20 protein-coding genes are annotated in these 24,535 nt (G+C 50.6%); 15 read left to right on the top strand and 5 right to left on the bottom strand.

Annotation, left to right across the window (positions count from 1 at the left end; translation table 11 throughout):
- The first annotated feature begins 76 nt into the window (after positions 1–76).
- Positions 77–2,383, top strand: coding sequence for a Tex family protein (locus tag PMI41_RS14355; RefSeq protein WP_008125990.1), 2,307 nt, complete (start codon positions 77–79; stop codon positions 2,381–2,383).
- Here the strand turns inward: PMI41_RS14355 and PMI41_RS14350 are convergent, their stop codons facing one another.
- The gene (locus tag PMI41_RS14350; RefSeq protein WP_008125988.1) at positions 2,384–3,283 is read right to left on the bottom strand and encodes a GntR family transcriptional regulator; all 900 of its coding nucleotides are present in this window, start codon (positions 3,281–3,283) and stop codon (positions 2,384–2,386) included.
- 107 nt (positions 3,284–3,390) lie between these two features.
- Here PMI41_RS14350 and PMI41_RS14345 point away from each other — a divergent pair, with 107 nt between their 5' ends.
- From PMI41_RS14345 to ggt, 6 genes are all read left to right on the top strand, one after another.
- The gene (locus PMI41_RS14345) at positions 3,391–4,377 is read left to right on the top strand and encodes an aldo/keto reductase (RefSeq protein ID WP_008125986.1); all 987 of its coding nucleotides are present in this window, start codon (positions 3,391–3,393) and stop codon (positions 4,375–4,377) included.
- Between the two features lie 78 nt (positions 4,378–4,455).
- Positions 4,456–5,448 carry an ABC transporter substrate-binding protein gene (locus PMI41_RS14340; protein WP_008125985.1) on the top strand — a complete coding sequence of 331 codons (993 nt, stop codon included), beginning with the start codon at positions 4,456–4,458 and terminating at the stop codon, positions 5,446–5,448.
- Positions 5,449–5,481: 33 nt separating this feature from the next.
- Complete coding sequence (locus PMI41_RS14335; RefSeq protein ID WP_008125984.1) at positions 5,482–7,068, top strand: sugar ABC transporter ATP-binding protein; 1,587 nt, start codon at positions 5,482–5,484, stop codon at positions 7,066–7,068.
- Positions 7,065–8,033 carry an ABC transporter permease gene (locus tag PMI41_RS14330; RefSeq protein ID WP_008125983.1) on the top strand — a complete coding sequence of 323 codons (969 nt, stop codon included), beginning with the start codon at positions 7,065–7,067 and terminating at the stop codon, positions 8,031–8,033. The genes PMI41_RS14335 and PMI41_RS14330 overlap by 4 nt, the downstream gene beginning before the upstream one ends.
- Before the next feature lie 60 nt (positions 8,034–8,093).
- Entirely contained in the window at positions 8,094–8,825 is a 732-nt protein-coding gene (locus tag PMI41_RS14325; protein ID WP_008125981.1) for a glutathione S-transferase, read from the top strand.
- 91 nt (positions 8,826–8,916) lie between these two features.
- Positions 8,917–10,662: a gamma-glutamyltransferase gene (gene ggt, locus PMI41_RS14320; RefSeq protein WP_008125979.1), complete on the top strand. Its 1,746-nt coding sequence runs from the start codon at positions 8,917–8,919 to the stop codon at positions 10,660–10,662.
- Here the strand turns inward: ggt and PMI41_RS14315 are convergent.
- A complete protein-coding gene (locus tag PMI41_RS14315; protein ID WP_008125977.1) occupies positions 10,659–11,834 on the bottom strand; it encodes an aminotransferase in 1,176 nt (391 codons plus the stop codon). The genes ggt and PMI41_RS14315 overlap by 4 nt on opposite strands.
- Positions 11,835–12,010: 176 nt before the next feature.
- On the opposite strand from PMI41_RS14315, the gene speB reads away from it, so the two are divergent.
- Positions 12,011–13,081, top strand: coding sequence for an agmatinase (speB, locus tag PMI41_RS14310; protein ID WP_008125976.1), 1,071 nt, complete (start codon positions 12,011–12,013; stop codon positions 13,079–13,081).
- Positions 13,082–13,089: 8 nt separating this feature from the next.
- Positions 13,090–14,202 (top strand): FAD-dependent oxidoreductase, encoded by a 1,113-nt coding sequence (locus PMI41_RS14305; RefSeq protein ID WP_008125975.1) that lies wholly within the window; start codon positions 13,090–13,092, stop codon positions 14,200–14,202.
- On the opposite strand, the gene PMI41_RS14300 is transcribed toward PMI41_RS14305, so the two are convergent.
- Positions 14,203–15,114: a LysR family transcriptional regulator gene (locus PMI41_RS14300; protein WP_008125974.1), complete on the bottom strand. Its 912-nt coding sequence runs from the start codon at positions 15,112–15,114 to the stop codon at positions 14,203–14,205. It lies immediately after the preceding gene.
- 297 nt (positions 15,115–15,411) lie between these two features.
- Between PMI41_RS14300 and PMI41_RS14295 the strand changes: the two genes are divergently transcribed.
- From PMI41_RS14295 to PMI41_RS14270, 6 genes are read left to right on the top strand one after another with little or no spacing between them, the layout of a single operon-like run.
- Positions 15,412–16,617: an ABC transporter substrate-binding protein gene (locus PMI41_RS14295; RefSeq protein WP_008125973.1), complete on the top strand. Its 1,206-nt coding sequence runs from the start codon at positions 15,412–15,414 to the stop codon at positions 16,615–16,617.
- Positions 16,618–16,622: 5 nt separating this feature from the next.
- On the top strand, positions 16,623–17,441 hold the full coding sequence (locus tag PMI41_RS14290; protein ID WP_008125972.1) for an ABC transporter ATP-binding protein: 819 nt from the start codon (positions 16,623–16,625) through the stop codon (positions 17,439–17,441).
- Positions 17,428–18,138 carry an ABC transporter ATP-binding protein gene (locus PMI41_RS14285; RefSeq protein WP_086003532.1) on the top strand — a complete coding sequence of 237 codons (711 nt, stop codon included), beginning with the start codon at positions 17,428–17,430 and terminating at the stop codon, positions 18,136–18,138. Before PMI41_RS14290 ends, PMI41_RS14285 begins: the two co-directional genes overlap by 14 nt.
- A gap of 1 nt (position 18,139) precedes the next feature.
- Positions 18,140–19,027, top strand: coding sequence for a branched-chain amino acid ABC transporter permease (locus tag PMI41_RS14280; RefSeq protein WP_008125970.1), 888 nt, complete (start codon positions 18,140–18,142; stop codon positions 19,025–19,027).
- The gene (locus PMI41_RS14275) at positions 19,020–20,012 is read left to right on the top strand and encodes a branched-chain amino acid ABC transporter permease (RefSeq protein WP_040854966.1); all 993 of its coding nucleotides are present in this window, start codon (positions 19,020–19,022) and stop codon (positions 20,010–20,012) included. Before PMI41_RS14280 ends, PMI41_RS14275 begins: the two co-directional genes overlap by 8 nt.
- 2 nt (positions 20,013–20,014) lie before the next feature.
- A complete protein-coding gene (locus tag PMI41_RS14270) occupies positions 20,015–21,607 on the top strand; it encodes a GMC family oxidoreductase N-terminal domain-containing protein (protein ID WP_008125965.1) in 1,593 nt (530 codons plus the stop codon).
- On the opposite strand, the gene fhuB is transcribed toward PMI41_RS14270, so the two are convergent.
- Complete coding sequence (gene fhuB / locus PMI41_RS14265; RefSeq protein ID WP_040854965.1) at positions 21,604–23,586, bottom strand: Fe(3+)-hydroxamate ABC transporter permease FhuB; 1,983 nt, start codon at positions 23,584–23,586, stop codon at positions 21,604–21,606. The two genes, PMI41_RS14270 and fhuB, sit on opposite strands and share 4 nt — an antisense overlap.
- The gene (locus tag PMI41_RS14260; RefSeq protein WP_157179399.1) at positions 23,579–24,475 is read right to left on the bottom strand and encodes an iron-siderophore ABC transporter substrate-binding protein; all 897 of its coding nucleotides are present in this window, start codon (positions 24,473–24,475) and stop codon (positions 23,579–23,581) included. Before PMI41_RS14260 ends, fhuB begins: the two co-directional genes overlap by 8 nt.
- Between the last annotated feature and the right edge of the window lie 60 nt (positions 24,476–24,535).

Below are 24,535 nucleotides of genomic sequence, written 5' to 3'. Positions count from 1 at the left end.
CATCGCTCCCAAGCGATTGCGGTCATGGTCGGGCGCCACTATGTTGGTCGCCCGATCATGATTTTATGGATACCTCGTGCCTGTTATCAATACTGCCAAAATTGCCCGCCTTATTGCCACAGAAATCAACGCGCGCGCCGAACAAGTTAATGCTGCAATAGAATTGCTCGATGGCGGGGCTACAGTCCCCTTCATCGCTCGTTATCGCAAGGAAGCAACCGGAGCGCTGGACGACACGCAATTGCGGAATCTTGATGAGCGATTGATCTATTTGCGGGAACTAGAAGCACGTCGCGACACGATCCTCACCGAAATCCGCAGCCAAGGGAAACTGACCTCAGAACTTGAAGGAAAGATCGCTGGAGCAATTACTAAAGCTGAGTTGGAAGATATATACCTGCCATACAAGCCAAAACGTCGAACCAAAGCGGAAATTGCACGTGAAAGAGGCCTTGGTCCTTTGGCGGACACGATACTGTCAGACAGGCGAACGGTTCCATTCGAATTTGCGAAAACCTTTGTCACCACCGAAGTTCCGGACGTAAAAGTAGCTTTGGATGGCGCTCGCGATATCCTGGTCGAAAGATTTTCCGAGAATGCCGATCTGATTGGTCGATTGCGAAATTATATGAAGGATCGAGCCGTGCTGCGTGCCAAGGTGGTTGACGGCAAGCAGGAGGCCGGTGCAAAGTTTTCCGACTACTTTAACCATTTTGAGCGGTGGGCTACTGCGCCCAGTCATCGTGCACTTGCCATGTTACGTGGTCGGAACGAAGAAGTCCTTTCACTCGACATAGAGATTGACGCCGATGAAACAGCGGCAATCAAACCAGTTGAGCGGATGATCGCGGAAGCCTATTCGATTTCAGGAAATAGCGCGGCAGATACTTGGCTGCTGGACGTCGTTCGCTGGACGTGGCGTATCCGGCTTTCGCTAAACCTCTCTGTTGATTTGATGACAGCATTGCGCGAAAGATCTGAAGAAGAGGCCATTCGGGTGTTTGCACGGAATCTCAAAGACCTACTGCTGGCAGCGCCTGCTGGATCCCGCGCGACGATGGGGCTGGACCCGGGTATCCGCACCGGAGTTAAAGTTGCTGTAGTTGATGGTACAGGAAAACTACTCGACACCACGACGGTTTATCCATTCCCACCACGCAACGACGTAAGAGGGACGCAGGCGGAACTGTCAAAGCTCGTCGCGAAGCACAAGATCCAACTCATCGCCATCGGAAACGGAACGGGTAGCCGCGAAACAGAAAAACTCGTGGCCGATATGCTAGGTGATATGCCTGCACCAAAGCCATTAAAGGTTATCGTGAGCGAGGCTGGAGCCTCGGTGTACTCCGCTTCCGCAACGGCTGCTGCCGAGTTTCCAACACTGGATGTTTCGTTACGTGGAGCAGTCTCCATAGCTCGGCGCCTCCAAGACCCGTTGGCAGAACTGGTCAAAATTGAACCAAAATCGATTGGCGTTGGTCAATATCAACACGATGTCGATCAATATCGCCTGGCGCGATCGCTTGAAGGTGTTGTGGAAGATGCCGTGAATGCTGTTGGCGTCGATTTGAATACCGCGTCCGCTTCATTGCTGGCGCGCATCTCTGGTTTGGGGGCATCTCTGGCTGAGGCTATCATTGCTCATCGTAATGAAGTTGGTCCTTTCAAGACTCGGCGGGAGTTGCTCAAGGTTGCTCGTCTCGGGCCTCGCGCTTTCGAACAATGCGCCGGATTTCTGCGTATCAGCGATGGCAATGAACCTCTCGACGCATCCGCCGTGCATCCTGAAGCTTATGGCGTTGCAAAGAAAATCGTCAGTGCTTGCGGAAGGGATGTGCGCGCGCTGATGAATGATAATGCAGCTTTGAAGGCACTCGATCCGCGACTTTTTGTGGACGACCGTTTTGGCTTGCCAACAGTTCGCGATATTATCGCAGAGCTGGAAAAACCTGGCCGTGACCCGAGACCGGAGTTCAAGACTGCTACCTTTGCTGAAGGCGTGGACAATATAAAGGACCTCGAGCCCGGCATGCAGCTTGAAGGTACCGTTACCAATGTGGCCGCTTTCGGCGCATTTGTTGATATCGGGGTGCATCAAGACGGCCTCGTTCACCTTTCTCAACTAGCAGACCGGTTTGTCAAAGACGCCCATGAAGTGGTCAAAGCCGGAGATGTAGTCAAAGTCCGTGTTGTCGATGTCGATCCAAAACGCAATCGTATCAGCCTGACGATGCGCAAAGACGGAGGTGGCAATGACAATCCACGCACGCCCCGTCCTTCTGCCAGTACGCCCCAAACACGAAAGCCATCTCCGCAGCCACAAAACTCAACTTCGCAAGGTGCATTTGGAGCGGCTTTGGCCGATGCTATGCGTAAAAAATAGCTAATCCGGCTGGCTGTCTTTGGTCATTATTGACTGTAGCAGAGTTTCACGCGCTGACTTCAGGTGGGCTCGGCAGGCCTTGTTGACCATGGCCGGGTCTCGGGAACGGAGCGCGTCAATATATGCCAAATGCTCTTCAAGAGCTCGAGTATTACGTTGTTGTGCATGCAACTTATTCCACTGATAGTGGTAGTGAAACACAATAGCGATGATGTCATAGAAATCATCCACGAACCGGTTGTGAGACGCCGAATGGATCAATCTGTGAAATCGTTCGTCCAGCTCAGAAAACTCAGTGTAGCGAGTGTCAATTTCGCGCAGAAGAGTCTGGTGCTCTAACTCAAGGCCGTCCAGCTTGGCTCGGGCCGGATGATCATCTGGCAGCTTGGCGAATGCGACTGCCGATCTGAGTTCGAATATCTCGCGAATTTCGAACAGTTCCAGTGCAAATTCCCGTGTGAAGCCCTTTAATACCCAGTGACTGTTTTTGCGCTTCTCAATTAAACCAAAGCGACTGAATCGTATCAAAAATTCACGAACACTTGAGGTTCCGACGCCAATATCACGTGCCAACTCAAGCTCATTGATGTGCATTCCCGGCTGGGCGCCACCGGCAAGAATACGTTTCATAAAACTCCGTTCAATAATCTCTGCAAGAGAATCTGTCTGAGCATCGGGAAAGTAATCCTTGGAATTGGGTTTACGTAAAACCCTCCTGCCCTGCTTTCCGTTCTCGACAAGCCCCGCCTCCACCATGTTTTTTAGAATGGCCCTGACGGTGGTCCGGCTGATACTCAAAAGACCAGCAAGCTCGGCTTCAGACTGCAGCAACGTGCCTTGGCGCAACAGCCGCAAAAACCTATTGTAGCCCTCTTTGAAGACCGTATTCTGCTTGGACATTCTACCCCCTACGCATTCTCTTAAACATTTAGGCACAAGAGCAATTGACTGGAAAGGTTTTTTGTCGATAAAAGACTAGAAGACTTTGCGTATCTGGGAGGAGCGCTTTGGAAACCCGAAAAATAGGCACGACGCCATTAACTGTTACCCAATTCGGTTTTGGTGGCGCAGCTATTGGCGGGCTCTACAAAGAGTGTCCGCGCGATGATGCTGTTGCCGCGCTGCAATCCGCCTGGGATGCAGGACTGCGCTATTTTGATACGGCTCCATTTTACGGATTTGGATTGTCCGAACGGCGAACGGGTGATTTTCTACGGTCTAAACCAAGAGATAGTTACGTCCTTTCCACGAAGGTGGGGCGTCTGCTTCGCCCAGTACCAGACGATCAAGTTCCGGATCATTCCTACGTCAATCCCCTGCCCTTCACCGTAGATTACGATTATAGCTATGATGGCATTATGCGATCATTTGAGTTTAGTTTTGCCCGTCTTGGGCTCAACCGCATAGATATACTCTACGTGCATGATATCGGTTCCTACACTCATGGCCGTGAGAGGAATGCCGTATTTCAGCGGCAGCTTCTCGATACTGGCATGAAAGCCCTGGAGGAGTTGAAAGCATCTGGCGCGATATCGGCCTACGGTCTTGGCGTAAACGAGGTTGAAGTATGTATGGATGTCATTGCGCATAGCCATATAGACTGCATTCTTCTGGCTGGCCGATACTCTTTGCTGGATAGGTCGGCTGAGCGAGGGTTGCTGAATGAGTGCAGCAGCAGGAAGATTTCCTTGGTCATAGGCGGCGTTTTCAACTCCGGCATACTAGCAACAGGACCAGTGCCGGGAGCTCATTTTGATTACGGTCCCGCATCTGACGATGTACTGAAGCGTGTTCAGTCTATGGAGGCCCTCGCGAAGGCCCACTCCATCCCACTCGCTGCAGCAGCTCTGCAATTCCCTCTGCGTAAGCAATCAGTTGCAAATGTTCTCATCGGGACTGCCAAAGCTGCCAGTCTCACAAGGAACATGGGCTTGTTGAATATTACGATACCCGAAGAGTTTTTCACCGAAGTGGAGCAATTCGCTATCAGGTAGGAGCTTTTGAGGCAGAGTTGCGTGCGCCACGACCCTGCCTGCCACCAAACAAGAAGGCGCTTGGAGAGGAACCTCAAAATGACTTCTTTTGGAAAATGCCTCAATCGTAGAATCCTGCTCGGCGCCACGGGTGTTGCCATTATGGCTGCCGTCATGGGAACAGGGCCTGTTCGGGCGCAGGAAGTAACCATCCCCATCATCGTAAAAGATACGACATCGTTCTATTGGCAAATTGTGCTTGCAGGAGCACGGAAAGCTGGCAAAGATCTTGGCGTCAAAGTTCCAGAACTTGGAGCGCAAGCCGAGTCGGATATAAACGGTCAAATCTCGATATTAGAAAATGCCGTTTCTGGCGCGCCTGCTGCAATTGTTATTTCTCCGACAGAATTCAAGGCGCTTGGCAAACCCATTGATGAGGCCGCAAAATCCGTAAAAATCATTGGGATCGATTCCGCAGCTGATTCCAAGGCATTCACCTCATTCCTTACGACAGACAACGTTGAAGGAGGCCGTGTGGCCGCAGATGGTCTGGCAACAGCGATCACCGAAAAATACGGCAAGGCGGAGGGCGACGTTGCAATTATCACCGCTTTGCCGGGTGTCGGTTCTCTTGATCAGCGGGCAAAAGGTTTCAAGGAGCAGCTTGCTGCAAAATATCCCGGCATAAAACTGGTGGCTGACAAGGTAGCAGATGGTCAGGCAACAACTGGCCTGAATATCACGACCGATTTGATCACTGCCAATCCTGATTTGCGGGGAATCTTCGCCTCAAATCTGATTATGGGACAGGGCGCCGGTCAGGCAATTGCCGAAAACAAGGCTCAAGATAAAATCAAGGTTATTGCTTTTGATAGTGATGAAAAGCTGGTTAAGTTCTTGAGCGACGGCGTGCTCTACGCTTTGGTTGTACAGGATCCGTTCCGAATGGGTTACGATGGGGTGAAAACAGCACTTGCCGCATCGAAAGGTGAGAAAGTTGAGACGAACGTCGATACCGGTGCCAATCTGATAACCAAGGCAAATATGAATGAGCCGCGTGCGCAGGAGTTACTGAACCCGAAGCTTGACTGACCGGGGCCGTACTTTCCAATAATAGAGGCTGCCATGACAGATCAAGGTATTGCATCACGCACCCCAAATAGAACTGATGCAATAGCTGCGGCCACGGCAGCCGATTTACCTATCCTCGAGTTGCAGAAACTTGAGAAACAGTACTTCGGCACCCATGCTTTAAAACCGACCGACCTAGCCTTCAAAGCAGGTGAAATACATGCCATCGTCGGCGAAAATGGCGCGGGAAAATCTACCCTCATTAAGCTTCTAACCGGAGTCATTCCGCGCACTGGTGGAGACGTTTACTGGCATGGCGAACCCGTGGCCTTGGGAACGCCGGTCGAAGCTATCAAGCATGGCATTAACGCGGTTCATCAAGAGGTAGTTCTTTGTCCCCACCTTAGTGTCGCTGCCAACATCTTTCTGGGTGAAGAGCATCTGCGGTTTGGATTACTCCGACATCGCAATATGGTGCGAGAAGCACAGAAGATACTCGATGATCTAGGTTTCGACCTCCCTGCTCATGTCACTCTTGGCGACTTGACGATTGGCCAGCAACAACTGATTGCAACAGCGCGCGCCGCGACAAGAGGAGCGCAGTTTCTTATATTTGACGAGCCGACAGCGTATCTAACGCGCAAGGAGGGGATGCAGCTTTTTGCTCTTATACGGCGAATGCAGGCGAGCGGTGTGACTATTGTTTATATCAGTCACCGGATGGAAGAAGTCTTTGAGCTGGCGGATCGGGTGTCTGTTCTACGGGATGGAACATTGGTCGGAACGCGAGAGATTGCTGAGACCAACGAAAATGAACTGATCGCGATGATGATCAACAGGTCCATCGAACAGATCTATCACAAGGACAGCTTCGAATTCGGCAAGCCTATTCTGGAGACCCGTAACCTATCCGGCGATGGCTTCGAAGATATCTCGCTCACAGTGCGGGAGGGCGAAATCATTGGTCTCTACGGTTTGATAGGCGCCGGACGCAGTGAATTTGTCACTACCGTTTTTGGTCGGCATGCAAAATCCTCTGGCTCCATTTGGTGGCAAGGCGAAGAAGTCAATATTCGCAACGAAAAGGATGCCATAAAGCTCGGCATTGCGTTGGCACCAGAAAGCCGCCGAGATCAGGGGCTCTGCCTGTCGCTGCCCGTAAGCCTTAACCTCAACTTGCCGGTTTATACAAAACTTAGTCATGGTGGACTTATTTCCAAAACTGAAGAGTCAAGCCAAGCTGACCGCCAGATTGCAGATCTTCGGATAAAAACATCGACACGCAGTGCTAGTGCTGCGAGCCTTTCTGGAGGCAATCAGCAAAAGATCGTCATTGGCAAATGGCTAAATCACGGCGCTAAACTCTTTATCTTTGATGAGCCCACCGTTGGTGTGGACGTTGGCACCAAAGCCGAGATTTATCGCCTCTTCTCATCCTTGCTCTCCAAGGGAGCTGGCATCATCCTGATCTCTTCATATCTGCCGGAGGTCTACGAACTGGCTGACACGCTGCACGTCTTTCGGCGTGGTGAAATGGTAGCTACTCATCAATTCAAATCGACCAGCCATGAGGACATTTTGACAAAAGCGCTTGGTTCGGCTCCGGCCATACCAAATTCATCCGGAGAGTCGTCATCATGAGCGTTGACACCAAGGAACCTGTCATCTCACACAAAAAAAGATACAATATCCTCTTCGGGCTGACATTGTTCGCTCTTCTTCTGGTGCTCTGGCTGGTACTTGGCCTTTCAACCACGACATTCTGGACTACAAACAACATCGCCAATTTATTGCGTCAAGGCGCAATGATAGCAATCCTTGCGGTCGGCCAAACCTTTGTCATCATTACCGGCGGCATTGATCTATCTGTCGGTGCGATAGCTGGGTTTGCCAGCACAATAGTGGCTTTACTCTTGGCAAATGGTTTCCCGATTTGGGCCGCAGTGCTGATCACGCTCGCAATTGGACTTGGTATTGGACTTTTCCATGGTTTCGGCATTGTGAAAATGGGGCTGCCACCCTTCATTATCACGTTGGCCACGCTTACGTCGCTTCGCGGCATTGGTCTCCTCATCACAAACGGCGCAACCATTTCCATCAACAACGATGATTTTACGAACTTTTCGCGAAATGATTTTCTTGGTATCCCAAACCTGTTCTGGATGGTTATCCTTGTAGGCATCCCGGCTTACATTCTGCTTCAGCACACGCGCTGGGGCAGATACCTTTTCTCTGTTGGTTCAAATGCTGAGGCTTCCCGGCTCTCCGGCGTCAACGTCAACCGCACCATTTACCTTGCCTATACGCTCTCATCAGTTTGCGCATCTTTCGTTGGCATTTTGCTCGCTACGCGCATTGGTGTTGGTAATCCTACACAAGCTGAAGGTTGGGAGCTTCAAGCCATTGCATCCTCTGTGATTGGAGGCACCAGTCTCTTTGGGGCCGTAGGCTCGGTTCAGGGCCCACTGCTTGGAGCTTTCATTCTTGCCACTATCAACAATGGTGCGAATCTTCTCAACGTCAACTCTTTCTGGCAGCGTGTGATTACTGGCGTTCTGATAATTGTCATTGTTTATTTCGACCAGCTGCGTCGCCGACGAAAATAAGTTTTATCCTGCCACATTAAACTGCTCCTATGCCAATAGTTGAAGCATCAGGAGACACTCATGCCCTACGAGCTGTATTATTGGGATGGACTACAAGGACGCGGTGAATTCATAAGACTGGCGTTGGAAGAAGCTGGCGTTGAATACGTCGACGTCGCACGTGAGCAAGGCACCGGGCGCGGTGTCAAAGCTATGATGAAGATACTTAAAAGTAGGACTGAACCACAGCTTCCCTTTGCTCCGCCGTTCTTAAAAGATGGAAATCTGATCCTGTCGCATGTCGCGAACATCCTGTTTTACCTTGGACCCAAACTCAATCTTGCACCAAAGAACGAAAATCTCCGCCTAATTGCCAACGGACTTCAGCTGACAATTACGGATTTTATTGCTGAAGTGCATGATACACATCACCCAATTGCAACCACCCAATATTATGAAGATCAAAAGGGCGCAGCTAAATTGCGCGCTAAAGATTTCATTGAACATCGTATGCCCAAGTTTCTCGATTATTTTGAACGGATTCTTCATCAGAACCCTGATGGAAAAGAGCATGCGATTAGCAATACTCTAACCTACGTCGACCTTTCTCTTTTCCAGATTTTTGAAGGCCTCAGATACGCTTTTCCTCGCGCCACAGCAAACTTGACCAAAGATTATCCTGCCTTGGGAGCTTTGCATGATAAAGTAGCAAATCTGCCAAATATCCAAGCATATCTCAGATCTGACCGTCGCTTGGACTTCAATACATCTGGCATCTTCAGGCATTATCCAGAACTCGATCAGGATGCGTGACAGCTATAACCAATTATTGTCGCCACATTAATACTGGACATGCGCGATTGAATTGGCTCCACTACTCCCATTCAATAAAGGGAGGAAAGTCATGGATATTTGCCTCGCGAAGACAGGGGTCTTTGTCACGACACTCGGGCTGGCTCTTGCGCCTGCGACGCTGGTTTTTTCCGCAGCGCCAGAGCCTGTTGCCGCTGAACACGGCATGGTCGTTACGGCTCAGCACTTGGCATCTGAAGTTGGCGTCAACATTTTGAAGAACGGTGGAAATGCCGTCGATGCCGCTGTCGCGGTCGGCTACGCGCTCGCTGTCGTTTATCCCACCGCAGGAAATATTGGCGGTGGCGGATTTATGACTATCCGGCTAAAGGACGGCAAGACAACGTTCCTCGACTTCCGTGAAAGAGCTCCCCTCGCAGCAACCAAGACAATGTATCTCGACGATAAAGGCAATATCGTTAAGGGCAGTAGTACAAATGGGTATCTGGCTGTTGGCGTACCAGGCTCAGTGGCGGGTTTTGAAATGGCTCGGGAGAAATATGGCACAAAAACCCGAGAAGAGCTTATCGGACCTGCTATTCGCTTTGCCCGTGATGGTTTTGTGCTCGATCAGGGTGACATTGCTTCCCTGCAGAATGGCAATAAAAAACTATCCAAGGATCCGGCTGCATCTGCAATATTCCTGAAACCGGATGCAAAACCTTACGCGATCGGAGAAACGTTGGTGCAGGCGGACTTGGCGGCAGCTCTCGCCGCAATTTCTGAAAAGGGTGCAGACGCATTTTATAAGGGCAGCATCGCCGATTCAATCGTCAAGGCGAGCGAAGCAGGCGGCGGAGTTCTAGCGAAAGCTGATTTTGAGCAATACAAAGTACGCGAACTCGAACCTGTGAAATGCAATTATCGCGGCTATGACATTGTTTCATCGCCGCCGCCAAGTTCGGGCGGTGTGATCATATGCGAGATACTGAATATTCTCGAAGGATATCCACTAGGCTATTTGGGTTATGGCTCCGCCCAGACCGTTCACGCCATGACAGAGGCAATGCGCTATGCCTATGTTGATCGCAACGCTTCACTCGGTGACCCGGATTTTGTCGATAATCCCGTCTCCAAATTGCTGGATAAGCAATACGCTAAAGATATCCGTGAAAAGATCAGCCCTTACAAGGCCGGTGTCTCCAAAGAGCTGACACCAAAAGGCTTCGGTGAAAGTACAGAGACAACGCACTATTCGATAGCAGATGATGAGGGCAATGCTGTTGCTGTAACCTATACGCTGAATGGTTCATTCGGCGCGGGTGTTGTCGCAGCAGGTACGGGTATTTTGCTCAATAATGAAATGGATGATTTCACTTCGAAACCTGGCGTTCCAAATCTTTACGGTTTGATACAGGGTGAAGCCAACGCAATTCAACCCAAAAAGACCCCACTTTCTTCAATGAGTCCGACAATTGTATCCAAGGATGGCAAGCCCTTTATGGTCATTGGCAGCCCGGGTGGTGCTCGGATTATTACTATTACACTCGAAGCAATCATTAACGTGATCGATCACGGTATGGACATCCAGGAAGCCATCGATGCACCGCGAATTCATCATCAATGGTTGCCTGACCGCGTCTATATGGAGCCCTATGCGCTTTCTGCCGATACCATTAAAATCCTGACCGAAATGGGTCATGATGTTGGTATCGACAAGGACTGGACTATTTGGGGGCAAGCGGCGGGTATTCTTGTCGGCGGCAAGAATCTTGATGAAATTACCAAAGGCGGCGGTGCGCGCTATAATGGTGCCATCGATAGTCGCTCAGGCTCCGGTTTGGCGCGAGGATATTAAAGCTCGAAATTCGCCAACCTTCCGCGTAGTTGGCGGATGGTTGGTGCGTCGGCATTAGCAAAAGCAAATCTCAGGAATGAAGTTTGCTTAGAGCCAAAATATTCCCCAGGAATTGCCAATATACCCGCGCGTTTTGCCAATTGCTCAGCTACCGTCACTGACGAAACATTCTCGAATGGATGCCTGACAAAGGCAAAATAAGCCCCTATAGATTCCAGCCTCCATTCATTTAGCCCGCCCATAACTTCATGGAGAGCTTTAGCCCTCAACTCGATTTCCAAGCGGTTACCATCTCGCCATTCTGTTAATGCAGGCAATGCTCGTGCGACGGCAGCTTGCGGCGCACGTGGCGGGCATATCTGTAAATTGTCCATTATTTTGGCAATCTCATCTACGATTGCACTACCCGCTGTTATTGCTCCCAGCCGATGGCCGGGAATGCACAAGGATTTTGAGAAACTATAAAGCTGAATCAGGTTGTTTTCCCACTCTCCAACAGAAAACAACGCGTGTGGTGCGCCCGCTCCATCTGGCAGAAAATCACGATAAGTTTCATCAAGAATAAGCCAGATGCCCAGTTCTCTGCAAAGATTGAGAACCGCAAGCAGCCGGTCTGCAGGGTAAATAGCACCAGTCGGATTATTTGGTGTAACCAGTGCGACTGCCCGGACATCTGGGGTCATCGCCACCTTTATCGCTTCAATTGTGGGCACAAATCCTTCTGGTGCACTGCATTCCACTGTCCGCATTTTAATTCCAAGCATGGACAATGTCGTGTCATGATTGAAATAGAATGGGTCAGTAACAAGAATGGTGCTTCCGGCAGAAGCCACAACCATAGATGCACAGACAAACGCCTGATTACATCCCGACGTGATATGAATATTATCGGCGCTTACTTCTGCACCATATACCTCGGACACATGCGCGGCATAGGCTTCACGCAAAACGTTTTCACCTTCAATGGGACCGTAATTTGTGTAAGCCAGCGATGACGCTGCCTCGCCAAGCCACTGGAGCATCTTTTCGTGTGCCGGGTAGCCGGGAACAGCCTGCGACAAGTCAATCAGCGAACCTTGGCTTCCATCGTACGACTTTCCCCAAGCTTGAACCGCCGGTATTGGCGGCGACGATAAATTCGTTACGAGGCTATTAAGTCCAGCGGCAACCATGAATCAGTCCTGTATCGTTTTTTCCGAGTTCAAAGAGCTTCTTAATCGTCAATCCGACCGAAGTCATCTGTGACTATTTCGCATGGCATATTCCGATAATGACAATTGATTTCCCCGTCACTTTAGGATGTTCTGGTTACCCGACCAACGACATAAATTTTTGGGAACTCAGCATAATGCCATCGTGGGACGAGAGTAAACTGAATGAGTTGCGCGCCAAGTATGGTGAGAGCCATGGTGGTGAGTTGTTCGACGAAAGATTCCGAAAAGTTGCTGACAAGATATTCTCCAAAAGTGGAACTCGCCTTGCTCCTTATGCTGGAATACCCACTTTTCTCACGGCACCATATATGCCGGTTGACACCTCCAATCCGGATTTCGGCAATCTGCAGGTCGCGATAGTTGGAGTACCTATGGATCTCGGCGTAACCAATCGTCCGGGTTCCCGTTTCGGGCCACGCGCTGTTCGCACAATTGAACGAATCGGCCCTTACAATCACGTTCTGGATTGCGCGCCTGTATTCGATCTGCGGGTTGCCGACATCGGCGACGTGCCCTTCGTCAGCCGTTACAGACTGGAGCAAAGCCATGATGACATCGAACGACGATTCAATCAGATTGTTGATGCAGGTGTCATACCTTTGGCGGTCGGTGGCGATCACTCAATTAGCCATCCAATTCTAAAAGCGGTTGGCAAAAATGGTGCGGTTGGAATGATTCATATCGATGCGCATTGTGATACTGGAGGCGCTTTCGACCAGACCAAATTTCATCATGGCGGACCATTTCGCAACGCAGTCCTTGAGGGAGTACTTGATCCAACTCGAACAATCCAGATCGGTATTCGTGGCTCTGCGGAATACTTGTGGGAGTTCTCCTACGAGTCCGGCATGACCGTAGTCCATGCAGAAGAAGTGAGCGGCCTGGGCATCCCGGCAATTATCGAGAAAGCCAAAGCGATAATCGGAGAAGGCCCTACCTACCTCTCATTCGACATTGATAGTCTTGATCCAAGTTTTGCACCGGGCACTGGTACACCTGAGGTTGGCGGGTTAACGACACGTGAAGCACTCGAACTTATCCGAGGGTTCAAAGGCATTAATCTTGTAGGGGGCGATGTGGTCGAGGTGGCACCACAATATGACTCCACCACCAACACCGCGCATGCAGGCGCGCAAGTATTATTCGAAATCCTCAGCTTGCTGGTTTTTAGCCCTTTCGTCCAAACGCAGGCAAGTAAGAATTAGAGATTGTCATGACTGAAATTATTGAAACCGATGTTCTTGTCATCGGTGCGGGTATAGCCGGTGTAGGTGCTGCAGCTGCTTTAGCCAACACAAATAGCGTAGTGATCCTGGAGCGCGAGAATCAGCCCGGTTACCATTCTACAGCCCGTTCTGCAGCCATCTTTATTCCCAATTATGGTAATGATGTCATTCGGGGGTTAAATCGAGCCAGCGCCCCAATGTTTTATAATCGGGACACGAGTTTCTTTCCGGATACGCTGCTCACACCTAGGGGGTCATTGACAGTTGCCGATGAAGATGGCGTCGAAACCTGCGAAGCGTTCATACGCGACGGGACTGGTATCGAGACAATTTCAATCGACAAAGCAATCTCTATGGTGCCGATCCTCAGCCGCAATTACGTCAAAGCGGCTGCTTATCAGGATGATGCACAGGACATTGACGTGAACGCGCTGCATCAGGGCTGGTTGCGCAAAGCGTCCGCATTGGGTGTCAAGCTTTTTACAAATGCTGAAGTGGTCAATGCGAAGCGTGTTGCCGGGGGGTGGCTTGTCGAGACATCCGAAAAGACTTTCAGCGCAAGAGTTGTTGTCAACGCTGCGGGTGCGTGGGCCGACCTGACTGCTGTAATATTCGGCGCAAAACCGCTAGGTTTGACACCGCTGCGCCGCTCAATTGCAGTGCTGCCAGCTCCCGACGATCATGATATCCGCAAATGGCCACTGGTCGATGATGTCAATGAAGCCTGGTATCTCAAGCCTGATGGCGGGCGAATGTTTGTTTCTCCTGCAGATGAAATTCCTGTAGAGCCACATGATGCTTATGTTGACGATATGATCCTTGCTGAAGGTCTCTATCGTTTCGAACAAGCAGTAACTATCCCCGTCAATCGTGTCGAGCGCAGCTGGGCAGGCTTACGCACCTTCGCGCCGGATAGAACTCCAGTTGCCGGCTTCGATAATACGGTAGATGGGTTTTTTTGGCTTGCAGGACAAGGCGGTTACGGCATCCAGACTTCGCCTGCTCTCTCAGCCCTCGCGGCAGCTCTGATTAGTGGACGTGCACCAGAGACCACTGTAGAACACCTGCTCCCGCAGTTATCACCAACTCGGTTCTCATGATTAATTGAGAATGGGCAATCCTGCAAAATTTGCAGCCTGACTTTCAAGTTCAGATTTCATGAAATTGCTCAAGACTTTTATCCGAGGCGTACTAACAATATCCTCATGGCAAATAAGCCAATAGTCACGATTGAGATGCAGCTCCTTTGGAAGGACTGGAACCAACTCCGGGTAAATGCAAGCAATATAATAGGGCAGAATACAGAGGCCAAAACCCGTACGTGCGGCGCTGAGTTGAGCAAAAATGCTTGAGCTTTGATAGGAGGCACGCAACCCCGGAAGTATCTCCCGCATATAATCCAGGCCGGGCGTAAAAATCATGTCTTCTATGTAGCCAATAAATCTGTGTTCCGAGAGATCCGCTTGCCGCCTGATCGTAGCGTGTCGCGCCAGATAATCTGCCGATCCATAGACAAATAGCCGATAGGGCATAAGCTTTTCTTGGTAATAGCGTCCCGTCCGGCTGGCGTTAAGCGTTATCGATAAATCTGCCTCGCGCCGAGAGAGAGATACAATCTGCTGTATTGTTACCATCTCCACTGAAAGCCCAGGATAGGATTGCGTCATTAAGGGCAACCGGTCAGCAAGAAAGAAGTTGGCGAACCCTTCCAGAATGCTCAACCGGACAACACCGCTAGGAGAAGCGATTCCCCCCGATGCTTCATTTTGGAAACGCTCAGCCTCGCGTTCCATTACCTCAGCGGACTCGATAAGCTTCTCTCCAAGTGCAGTAACAATATAACCGCGAGGATTGCGCTCAAATAGGCGGGCCGCCAGCGCCTCTTCCAATCGATCTATCCTGCGCGAAACCGTTACGTGGTTTGTGCGCAAACGACGTGCTGCGGTGGTCAATTGACCGGTACGAGCAACCGCCAGAAAATATTGAAGATCATCCCACGTAAACTGCCGCATTCTCAAAATCCTCAATTGTACACTTTCGTACAGAATATGTGCGAAATTAGATACTTGTGTACTTATTTGTCAATGTTAGACTTTTTTCAACAACATGGTTGCCGGTCGGGAGAAACGGCGCAATCATAGCAAGAATAAATATTCAGCAAAATAAGCTGAATTGAGGGAGGAAACTAACAAGCGTACAGCGGCTGAGCGCAGCCGCTATCGGGCATCTGGTAATTGGAACTAATTCATCAATGGCGGATCATCCTACGATGTTCGGCCAAACGACTAATCTTTGGGAGGAGACCAAGAATGAAGCTTCTAACCGCGATAACCGCAGCATTAATGGCTGCTACAGCATTGCCGGCGGCAAGTGCGGAAATTTCCGACGGCAAGGTGAAGATCGGCATCCTTAACGACCAGTCAGGCGTCTATGCGGATTTCGGTGGCAAATGGTCGTTCGAAGCGGCGAAAATGGCTGCAGAGGATTTCGGTGGCAAAGTTCTAGACGCGCCCATCGAAGTTATTAGCGCCGATCACCAGAACAAAGCCGATATCGCTTCAAACATTGCACGGCAGTGGTACGATACGGAACAGGTCGATTCCATTATGGAATTGACAACATCATCTGTAGCCCTCGCAGTGCAGGGCATTTCGAAAGAAAAGAAAAAGATCGATCTGGTCACTGGTGCTGCTACCGCCGAGCTGACTGGCAAGCAGTGCTCACCTTATGGTTTTCATTGGGCATATGACACGCATGCTCTTGCCGTTGGAACAGGTGGTGCTCTCGTTGGCGCAGGTGGTGACACATGGTTTTTCCTGACTGCCGACTATGCCTTCGGCTACTCACTCGAAGAGCAGACTAGCAAGTATGTAACTTCCAAGGGCGGTAAGGTTGTAGGCTCGGTCCGTCATCCACTTGCGACAAGTGATTATTCTTCATTCCTTCTGCAGGCCCAGTCTTCAGGTGCAAAGGTTATCGGCCTCGCTAATGCCGGTCTCGATACTGCAAACGCAATTAAACAGGCCGCTGAGTTTGGTATTGTTGCCGGTGGCCAAAGGCTCGCAGCATTGCTGTTTACATTGGCAGAAGTTCATGGTCTCGGCCTTGAGGCCGCGCAGGGGCTGACTCTTACAGAAAGCTTCTATTGGGATCGCGACGATGAATCGCGCGCTTTCGGAAAGAAATTCTTTGATCGAACAGGCCGCATGCCCAATATGATCCAAGCCGCTACATATTCCGGGGTGACACAATATCTCAAGGCTATTCAGAAGGCGGGCACCGACGACACCGAAAAGGTCGCCGCGGCTATGCATGAAATGCCAGTTGATGATGTGTTTGGGCGTGGCGCAAAAGTCGGCGCGAATGGTCGCTTGATCAGCGATGTTTATCTTATGGAAGTCAAGAAGCCGGACGAAAGCAAGGCACCTTGGGACTATTACAAGGTCTTGGCCACGGTACCTGGTGACGAGGCCTACATGAAACCAGCCGAAAGCGGCTGCGATCTGGCAAAGTAAGCCGTATGACAGGTCTTGCTACAACTGCGTTTGGGGGAGGACTGTCCTCTCCCGGCACATCCTTGGATCAGGCATCGCGGGTGGTGCTTTCCGCTCGCGGCCTACGCCGGGATTTCGGTGGCTTTATTGCCGTAAACAATGTTGATCTTGATGTTCATCACGCCAAGGTTCACGCACTTATCGGTCCAAATGGAGCAGGCAAGACCACTGTTTTCAATCTGCTGACAAAATTTTTGCAACCTTCCAGTGGAACCATAACCTTGCTGGATCAAGATATCACTAAGACTGATCCTGCACGTGTCGCCCGCATGGGACTTGTTCGCTCGTTTCAAATATCAGCCGTGTTTCCGCATCTGACCGTGCTCGATAATGTTCGCGTGGCATTACAACGTCCGGGAAATCTATCTACCCAATTCTGGCGACCGTTAAGTGCGCTGAACAAACTGAACGAGCGTGCCAATGAACTCATTGAAGCCGTTGGTCTGACTGATGCTCGCAACAAGCTTGCTGCGGATCTTTCATATGGCCGTAAACGGGTTTTGGAAATCGCGACAACGCTTGCACTTGATCCAAAAGTTCTCCTCCTTGATGAACCAATGGCGGGTATGGGACATGAGGATGTTCATATTGTCTCTGACATTATCCGTGAAGTCGCAAAGGATCGTGCAATCCTTATGGTCGAGCACAATCTGAAAGTCGTCGCCGATCTTTGCGATCAGGTCACAGTGCTTCAGCGCGGGGAAATTCTGACTTCCGGCGATTACAAGACCGTAAGTCAGGATGAACGTGTGCGCGTCGCCTATATGGGAACTGAACATGAGTGAACCACTTCTTTCAGTTCGCAATCTCAATGCCTGGTATGGTGAAGGTCATGCACTGCATGGGATTGATCTCGATATTCATCAGGGAGAAACAGTTACGTTGCTTGGACGCAACGGTGTCGGCAAAACCACCACGCTTCGTTCAATCATGGGCATTATCCGCAAACGTACTGGCACAATCACTTTTGACGGCAATGACATGATGCGGGTGCCACTACATCGCGCAGCTCATGCTGGTATTGGCTTTGTACCAGAGGAGCGCGGCATCTTCGCAACGCTGTCTGTTGACGAAAACCTCAGTCTCCCACCTGTTGTTGCAAAGGGGGGAATGTCGATCGAAGAGATTTATGATCTCTTTCCCAATCTCAAGGAACGTCGTAATAGCCCCGGCACCAAGCTCTCCGGCGGTGAACAACAAATGCTGGCAATAGCGCGCATTCTTCGCACTGGTGTAAAACTGATTTTGTTGGATGAGCCTACCGAAGGTCTCGCTCCAGTGATTATTCAGCGCATTGGTGAAGTACTTGTTACCTTAAAGCAACGGGGTATGACCGTTCTTCTGGTTGAGCAAAACTTTCGTTTTGCGAGCAAAGTCGCTGACCGTTTTTACGTGATTGATCATGGAAAGGTCATCGATAATTTTCCAGTTAATGAATTGCCGGGCCGAATGACCATGCTCAACGAAGCATTGGGGGTTTAAAATGACTATGATTTTTGGCGTCCCCCTTCAGGCCTTCCTCGGACAATTGCTGATCGGGCTCATCAATGGCTCATTCTATGCAATGCTCAGCCTTGGACTTGCGATCATCTTCGGCTTGCTGCGTGTAATCAACTTCGCTCACGGCGCTCAGTATATGATTGGCGCGTTTGTTGGTTACTTGTTACTGGCGGAGCTCGGCATTGGTTACTGGCCCGCATTGATACTGGCGCCCATTGTAGTAGGTCTTGCTGGTGCGTTCGTTGAACGTGTTGCGCTTTCGCGACTTTATAATCTCGACCACTTGTACGGTTTGTTGTTCACCTTTGGATTGGCGCTCGTACTTGAGGGTATGTTCCGCTATTACTATGGCGCTGCCGGACAACCTTACGCAGTCCCGAGCGCCTTGGCAGGCGGTTACAATCTGGGTTTCATGTTCCTGCCGAAATATCGCGGCTTCGTGGTGCTTGCATCTCTGGTCGTTTGCCTTGGTACGTGGCTATTGATTGAAAAGACCAGATTAGGGTCGCAGCTCCGCGCAGCGACAGAGAACCCTACTTTGGTTCGCGCTTTTGGCATCAACGTGCCGCTACTGCTTACTTTCACATACGGCTTGGGTGCCGGGCTGGCTGGGTTGGCCGGAATACTTGCCGCGCCCATTTATCAGGTCAGCCCGCTCATGGGATCGAACCTCATCATTATCGTCTTTGCAGTAGTGGTCGTGGGGGGTATGGGATCAATTCTTGGTGCTATAATCACAGGCTACATGCTCGGAATTTTAGAAGGCCTGACAAAGGTGTTCTATCCGGAGGCTTCCAACATTGTCATCTTCGTCATCATGGCAATCGTGCTGCTAGTGCGCCCTGCCGGTCTCTTCGGAAAGGATGCGTGATATGACACAATCCGCTATCACCTCCATTCCGAAAAGAAATTTTCTAACCTTGGAAGTTGCATTGATCCTTGCAGGCATTGCGCTGCTTGCAGTTGCACCATTCTACTTCTACCCGGTTTTTCTGATGAAGGTTCTGTGCTTTGCGCTTTTTGCCTGCGCTTTCAATCTCCTTCTGGGTTACACTGGCATTCTTTCTTTCGGACATGCTGCATTCTTTGGGGGCGCTGCCTATTTTACTGCTCATTCGGTAAAGGAGTGGGGACTTCCGCCGGAACTAGGCATTTTAGTTGGCGTTGCCGGAGCCGCGTTTCTCGGTCTGATCATCGGCTTTTTTGCCATACGGCGTCAGGGCATTTACTCCACGATGATTACCTTGGCTCTCTCGCAGATGTTTTTCTTCTTCTGCTTGCAAGCGTCATTTACCCACGGCGAAGATGGCATACAAGGCGTGCCGCGCGGCTATTTGTTTGGCTTTATCGATTTGAATCAGTCGCTCAATATGTACTTCTTCGTGCTCGCTGTTTTTCTGATCGGGATGTTTTTCATCTGGCGTATTATCAACTCGCCTTTTGGTATGATTTTGAAATCCATTCGTGAAAATGAGCCCCGCGCTGTTTCACTCGGCTATTCAGTTTCCCGTTACAAGTTGGCAGCTTTCGTCATGTCTGCAGCTCTCACCGGACTTGCCGGTGGGATCAAGGCAATCGTCTTTCAATTTGCAACGCTAACTGATGTTAGCTGGCAAATGTCTGGCGAGGTAGTGCTCATGACGCTTCTTGGTGGCATAGGAACATTGGTCGGCCCGGTATTTGGTGCTGCTCTCATCTCGGCACTCGAGAATTATCTGGCAACATCTGAGTTTCCTGTAACTGTGATCACAGGCGTCATATTTATGATCTGCGTTCTAGTGTTCCGTCGTGGAATTATTGGGGAGCTTTATGCATCCCGTTTTGGCAAAAAGCTTGAAAGCAAGCCGGAAAACTGACCATGAGTGACGTCTATGACTACGTCATTGTCGGTGCTGGCACGGCGGGCTGTACCCTTGCCAATCGCCTGTCCGAAAACAAGAATATCTCGGTGCTGTTACTGGAGGCAGGCGGCAAGGACAATTACCACTGGATACATATTCCCGTGGGCTATCTTTACTGCATCTCTAATCCACGAACTGACTGGTGTTTCACAACCGAGGCAGAAGCAGGGCTGAACGGTCGATCCCTCGCCTATCCACGCGGCAAGGTTCTTGGCGGATGTTCCTCAATCAACGGCATGATCTACATGCGCGGTCAGGCACGTGATTACGATCTATGGCGTCAGGATGGCTGTGCTGGATGGGGATGGGATGACGTTCTGCCCTATTTCAAAAAGTCAGAAGACTATTATCTCGGAGCTAATGAGTTCCACGGTGCCGGAGGTGAATGGCGAGTCGAGGAAGCCAGACTTCACTGGGATATTCTGGATGCTTTTCGCGATGCTGCGGAAGCTGCTGGCATTCCACGGACAGACGATTTTAATCGTGGTGACAATGAGGGCTCGTCTTATTTCAAGGTTAATCAGAGGCGAGGTATTCGCTGGAACACGTCAAAAGCCTTTCTGCGCCCTGCGAAAAACCGACCCAATCTTACTGTGCAAGTGGGATGCCATGTTCGTAAACTGGTGCTGGATGGATCGAGCGTTAAAGGTGTCGAGTTTGATCAGGCTGGAGCTGTTCGTAGAGTACAATGCCGCCGTGAAGTAATACTCTCCGCTGGTTCCATTGGATCACCTCAAATTCTGGAACTATCCGGTATAGGGCGTGGTGATGTTTTGCAGGCGGCAGGCGTCGAGACCGTTTTGGATCGGCGTAACGTCGGCGAAAACCTGCAAGATCACTTGCAACTTCGCTGTGCTTACAAAGTAACGGGTATTCCCACTCTCAACGAGAAGGCAAATCGACTGATGGGAAAAGCATCCATCGCGTTGGAATACCTTGTCCGTCAATCGGGACCCATGTCTATGGCACCCAGTCAACTTGGCGTATTCACTCGATCCGACCCGTCATTCGCGACGGCCAATCTGCAATATCACGTTCAACCTCTGTCACTTGAAAAGTTTGGCGAAAATGTTCATACATTTCCAGCCTTTACTGCCAGCGTCTGCAATTTACGCCCCGATAGTCGTGGCACAGTGCATATAAAATCAGCAGATCATCGAGCACAGCCAGCCATAAAGCCGAACTATCTGACGACCGAAAGTGATCGGCAGGTTGCGGCTGACTCCATCAGAATTACCCGCAACATCCTTGCGCAGAAACCTTTGCAAAAATTCAATCCGGAAGAGTTCAAACCAGGGCCGCAATACCAGACAGATGCCGAACTTTTCGAAGCTGCTGGTGCAATTGGAACGACAATATTCCATCCGGCAGGCACTTGCCGAATGGGTGCTGATCCAGATTCGGTGGTTGATCCGCAATTACGAGTACGTGGTGTTGAGGGTCTACGGATTGCTGATGCGTCGATTATGCCTTCAATCATATCGGGCAACACCAACTCGCCAACGATCATGATTGCGGAAAAAGCCGCAGACATGATCTCACGCAACTAGGTTCGCGCCCCTTTGCTCAACAACCATACAAGATAGGGTCCGGAAATAAGTGACGCGAACAATCCAAGTGGCAGCTGATAGGGGAATGCCACCATACGTGCGAGCCAGTCAGATAAAATCATTAAGACGCCGCCAATCAGCATGGAACCCACAAGACCCATTTGTGGTCTATGCAAACCTATCAGGCGCGCAAGATGAGGTGCAATCAATCCAACAAAGCTTAGCGGGCCGACGAAAAGCGATGCGACAGCAGTGAGGCAGGCGGATAATACAATAAGTATTCCCCGGCTTACACGAATAGGCAGACCTGTCTCCACACCAATTGGACGACCCAACGGCAGCATATCAAGCCAGCGTGTGGTTAGAATTAGTGGGAGTACCAGCACAAGAAGTGCAATCAGTGCCATCCACACTTCTTCAGGCAATCGTTCTGTAGAGGAGCCGCTGACCCAGCCAAGCAACACAAAAGCTTGTGGGCTACCCGTCGCGATAATTGCAGTAAGTATGGCACTACAAAGTGCCCCCATGGCTATACCAGAAAGAAGGAGGCGTTCAGGCCCAAAACCACTGCGCACAGACATTGCCAGCATGAAGGCCAGAACGGTGATAGAGCCCGTCATTGCACCTGCCAATAAAGTAAACTGGCTGGGCGCTGTCAGTAATAATAACGGCACTGCGATACCCACTCCTGCACCTGTACCGACACCCAGAATTTCCGGGCTTGCGAGAGGGTTTGCGGTGACGCGTTGCATAATTTGACCTGCGGCCGCCAGCATGGCGCCCACAGTAACCGCGATCGCTGTTCTAGGCCAACGCCATTGCAATAGATCGCCAAACAGCTCGCCACTTGCGATCGTCCAGCCACTTGGTCCGCGACCTAGAACAAGTGCAATCCAGATACTAAAAATGACAAGAGCTAGCAGTCCTGTAATTGTCCACCACGGCTTTTGCGCGCGCGGGGATGGAGCAGGTTTTGCACTGAGCGATGGCCATTCAAACATGCGTAACCTTGGCAGTAGCCAAAGCAATAAAGGGCCGCCGAGCAATGCAGTCGCTGCGCCTGTAGGAATACGTTCGCCGCCGGAACCTGCCGCCAATTGTACAAAACCATCCGCAAGCCACAATAGAACTGCACCTATGATCGGAGTAGCCAGCAGCATCTGCTGTTGTGATCGAGCACCTGTCAATCGCGCGAGAGCGGGAGCAGCCAAGCCTACAAACCCGATAATACCAACTTCAGCGGTTACGCTTGTTGCCAACCAGACCGCGAGACCGACCACTAGAAAACGTGTAGCGTGCAATGCCACTCCGAGGTTTTTCGCACTCGCATCATCAAGGCCAAGAATAGATAGCGGCCGTAGCAGAATAATGGATGCCGATCCTGCAAGTAGAAGTTTCCACACAATTCCGAACACCGGTTCCCAGCTCTGTTGGGTCAGCGATCCGCCACCCCAGATAAATAGGGAGAACATGTATTCGCCGTTCGCAAGGATCAACGCCGCGCTCGCCGCTGTCGCAGTGAGCGAAACCATCATACCGGCCAGTACCACAGATACAGGTTCAAGACCCCGCTGCCATGTCAGAGAAAGAATGAGTACCACGGCGATAAGACCGCCGGTAAAAGCGACGGCCTCACGACCGCCGTCCATTAAGGTTGGGAAATACAACATTGCTATTGCCATGGCGAGCTGTGCACCAGCCGAAATCCCGAGTGTTGACGGTTCGGCTATCGGATTTCGCAAAACGCGTTGAAGAAGCAGCCCTGAAAAACCAAGCGCTGCTCCACAAAGAATAGCCATTGCACTGCGTGGCAGAATGGAATCCATAAGGATTATATTCTGCAATCCAGCAAATTCTGGCGCGACACTTATGGCAAGGCTAAGCTGTGCAATGGTCTGTCCTGCAAAAAGCACCGCTGCAACAACCAGCAAAGCGCTCCAGAGTAGCGATCCTTTGTGCAACAACCTACCCTCAGCCATTATTGATGCTATTCGAAAAAAGCGACGAACCCGCAACCAATCTTGCAAATCGCCGGGCAGCAGGTAAGCCGCCAAAATGATTGACAGGTTGGAGCTTTACTACCCTGCCCGCTTTCACTGCAGGAAGCGCGTTCCACAGGGCACTTTGCGGCAGTACCTTTTCCGCTTCCGGTGGAATTGGGCCCACAATTATGATTGAGGCTTCCGGCACCCGGGCCAGTGCTTCAATCCCAACCGGAGCAGTTGCGGAATAGCTGCTTTTCTCTCCCCACGCATTTTTAAAGCCAAGCCGAGCTACGACATCCCCAAACATGCTGTCTGCTCCAAATGCCCGAAAGTGCCTGGCATCGCCAATGTTAATGACAAAAACTGGCGAAATGGCTTTGGCCTGCAATTGCTTCCGCAGACCAATCATCATTGCAGATGTATCGGTCACATAGGCAGCAGCTTTCGTAGCTCTACCAAGTTTATCACCAATCCCCAGCGCCACTTTCTCTGCAAGTCCATAAGGAGGCGTTCCTGGTTGGTATACAGTCATTGAAAAAACTGGCGCAACGCGTTCAAGATGTGCTCGCCGGTACTCATAGAAATTGGAACTGAGAATAATGTCTGGTGCAGCCAAGCGAAGCATTTCGAAATTGGGAGTTCCCCGTAGCCCCAGATCCGCGACTCCTGTTGGCACCTCCGGCTCAATCGCAATGGACCGAAATTGTAAAAGCTCCGTAGCAGCAACAGGTACAATCCCGATGGCTAGCGCCGTTTCCAACATAGCCCAATCGATAATTGCCACTCGTTGTTCCTGCGCATATGCAAAACGTGCTGGTAAAATCGCTGCCATGGAAAGAGCCAGCATAGTACGTCGATTTATTATTCGGCGATCAATAGTCATAAATGTACTTCATCTGACAACGGGACCACCGGACTATCCAGTGATCCCGTATAAACAATC

Origin of the sequence: Phyllobacterium sp. YR531 (assembly GCF_000282595.1) — a bacterium.
Taxonomy (GTDB): Bacteria; Pseudomonadota; Alphaproteobacteria; order Rhizobiales; family Rhizobiaceae; genus Phyllobacterium.
This window is presented reverse-complemented; position numbering and strand designations above follow the sequence as displayed.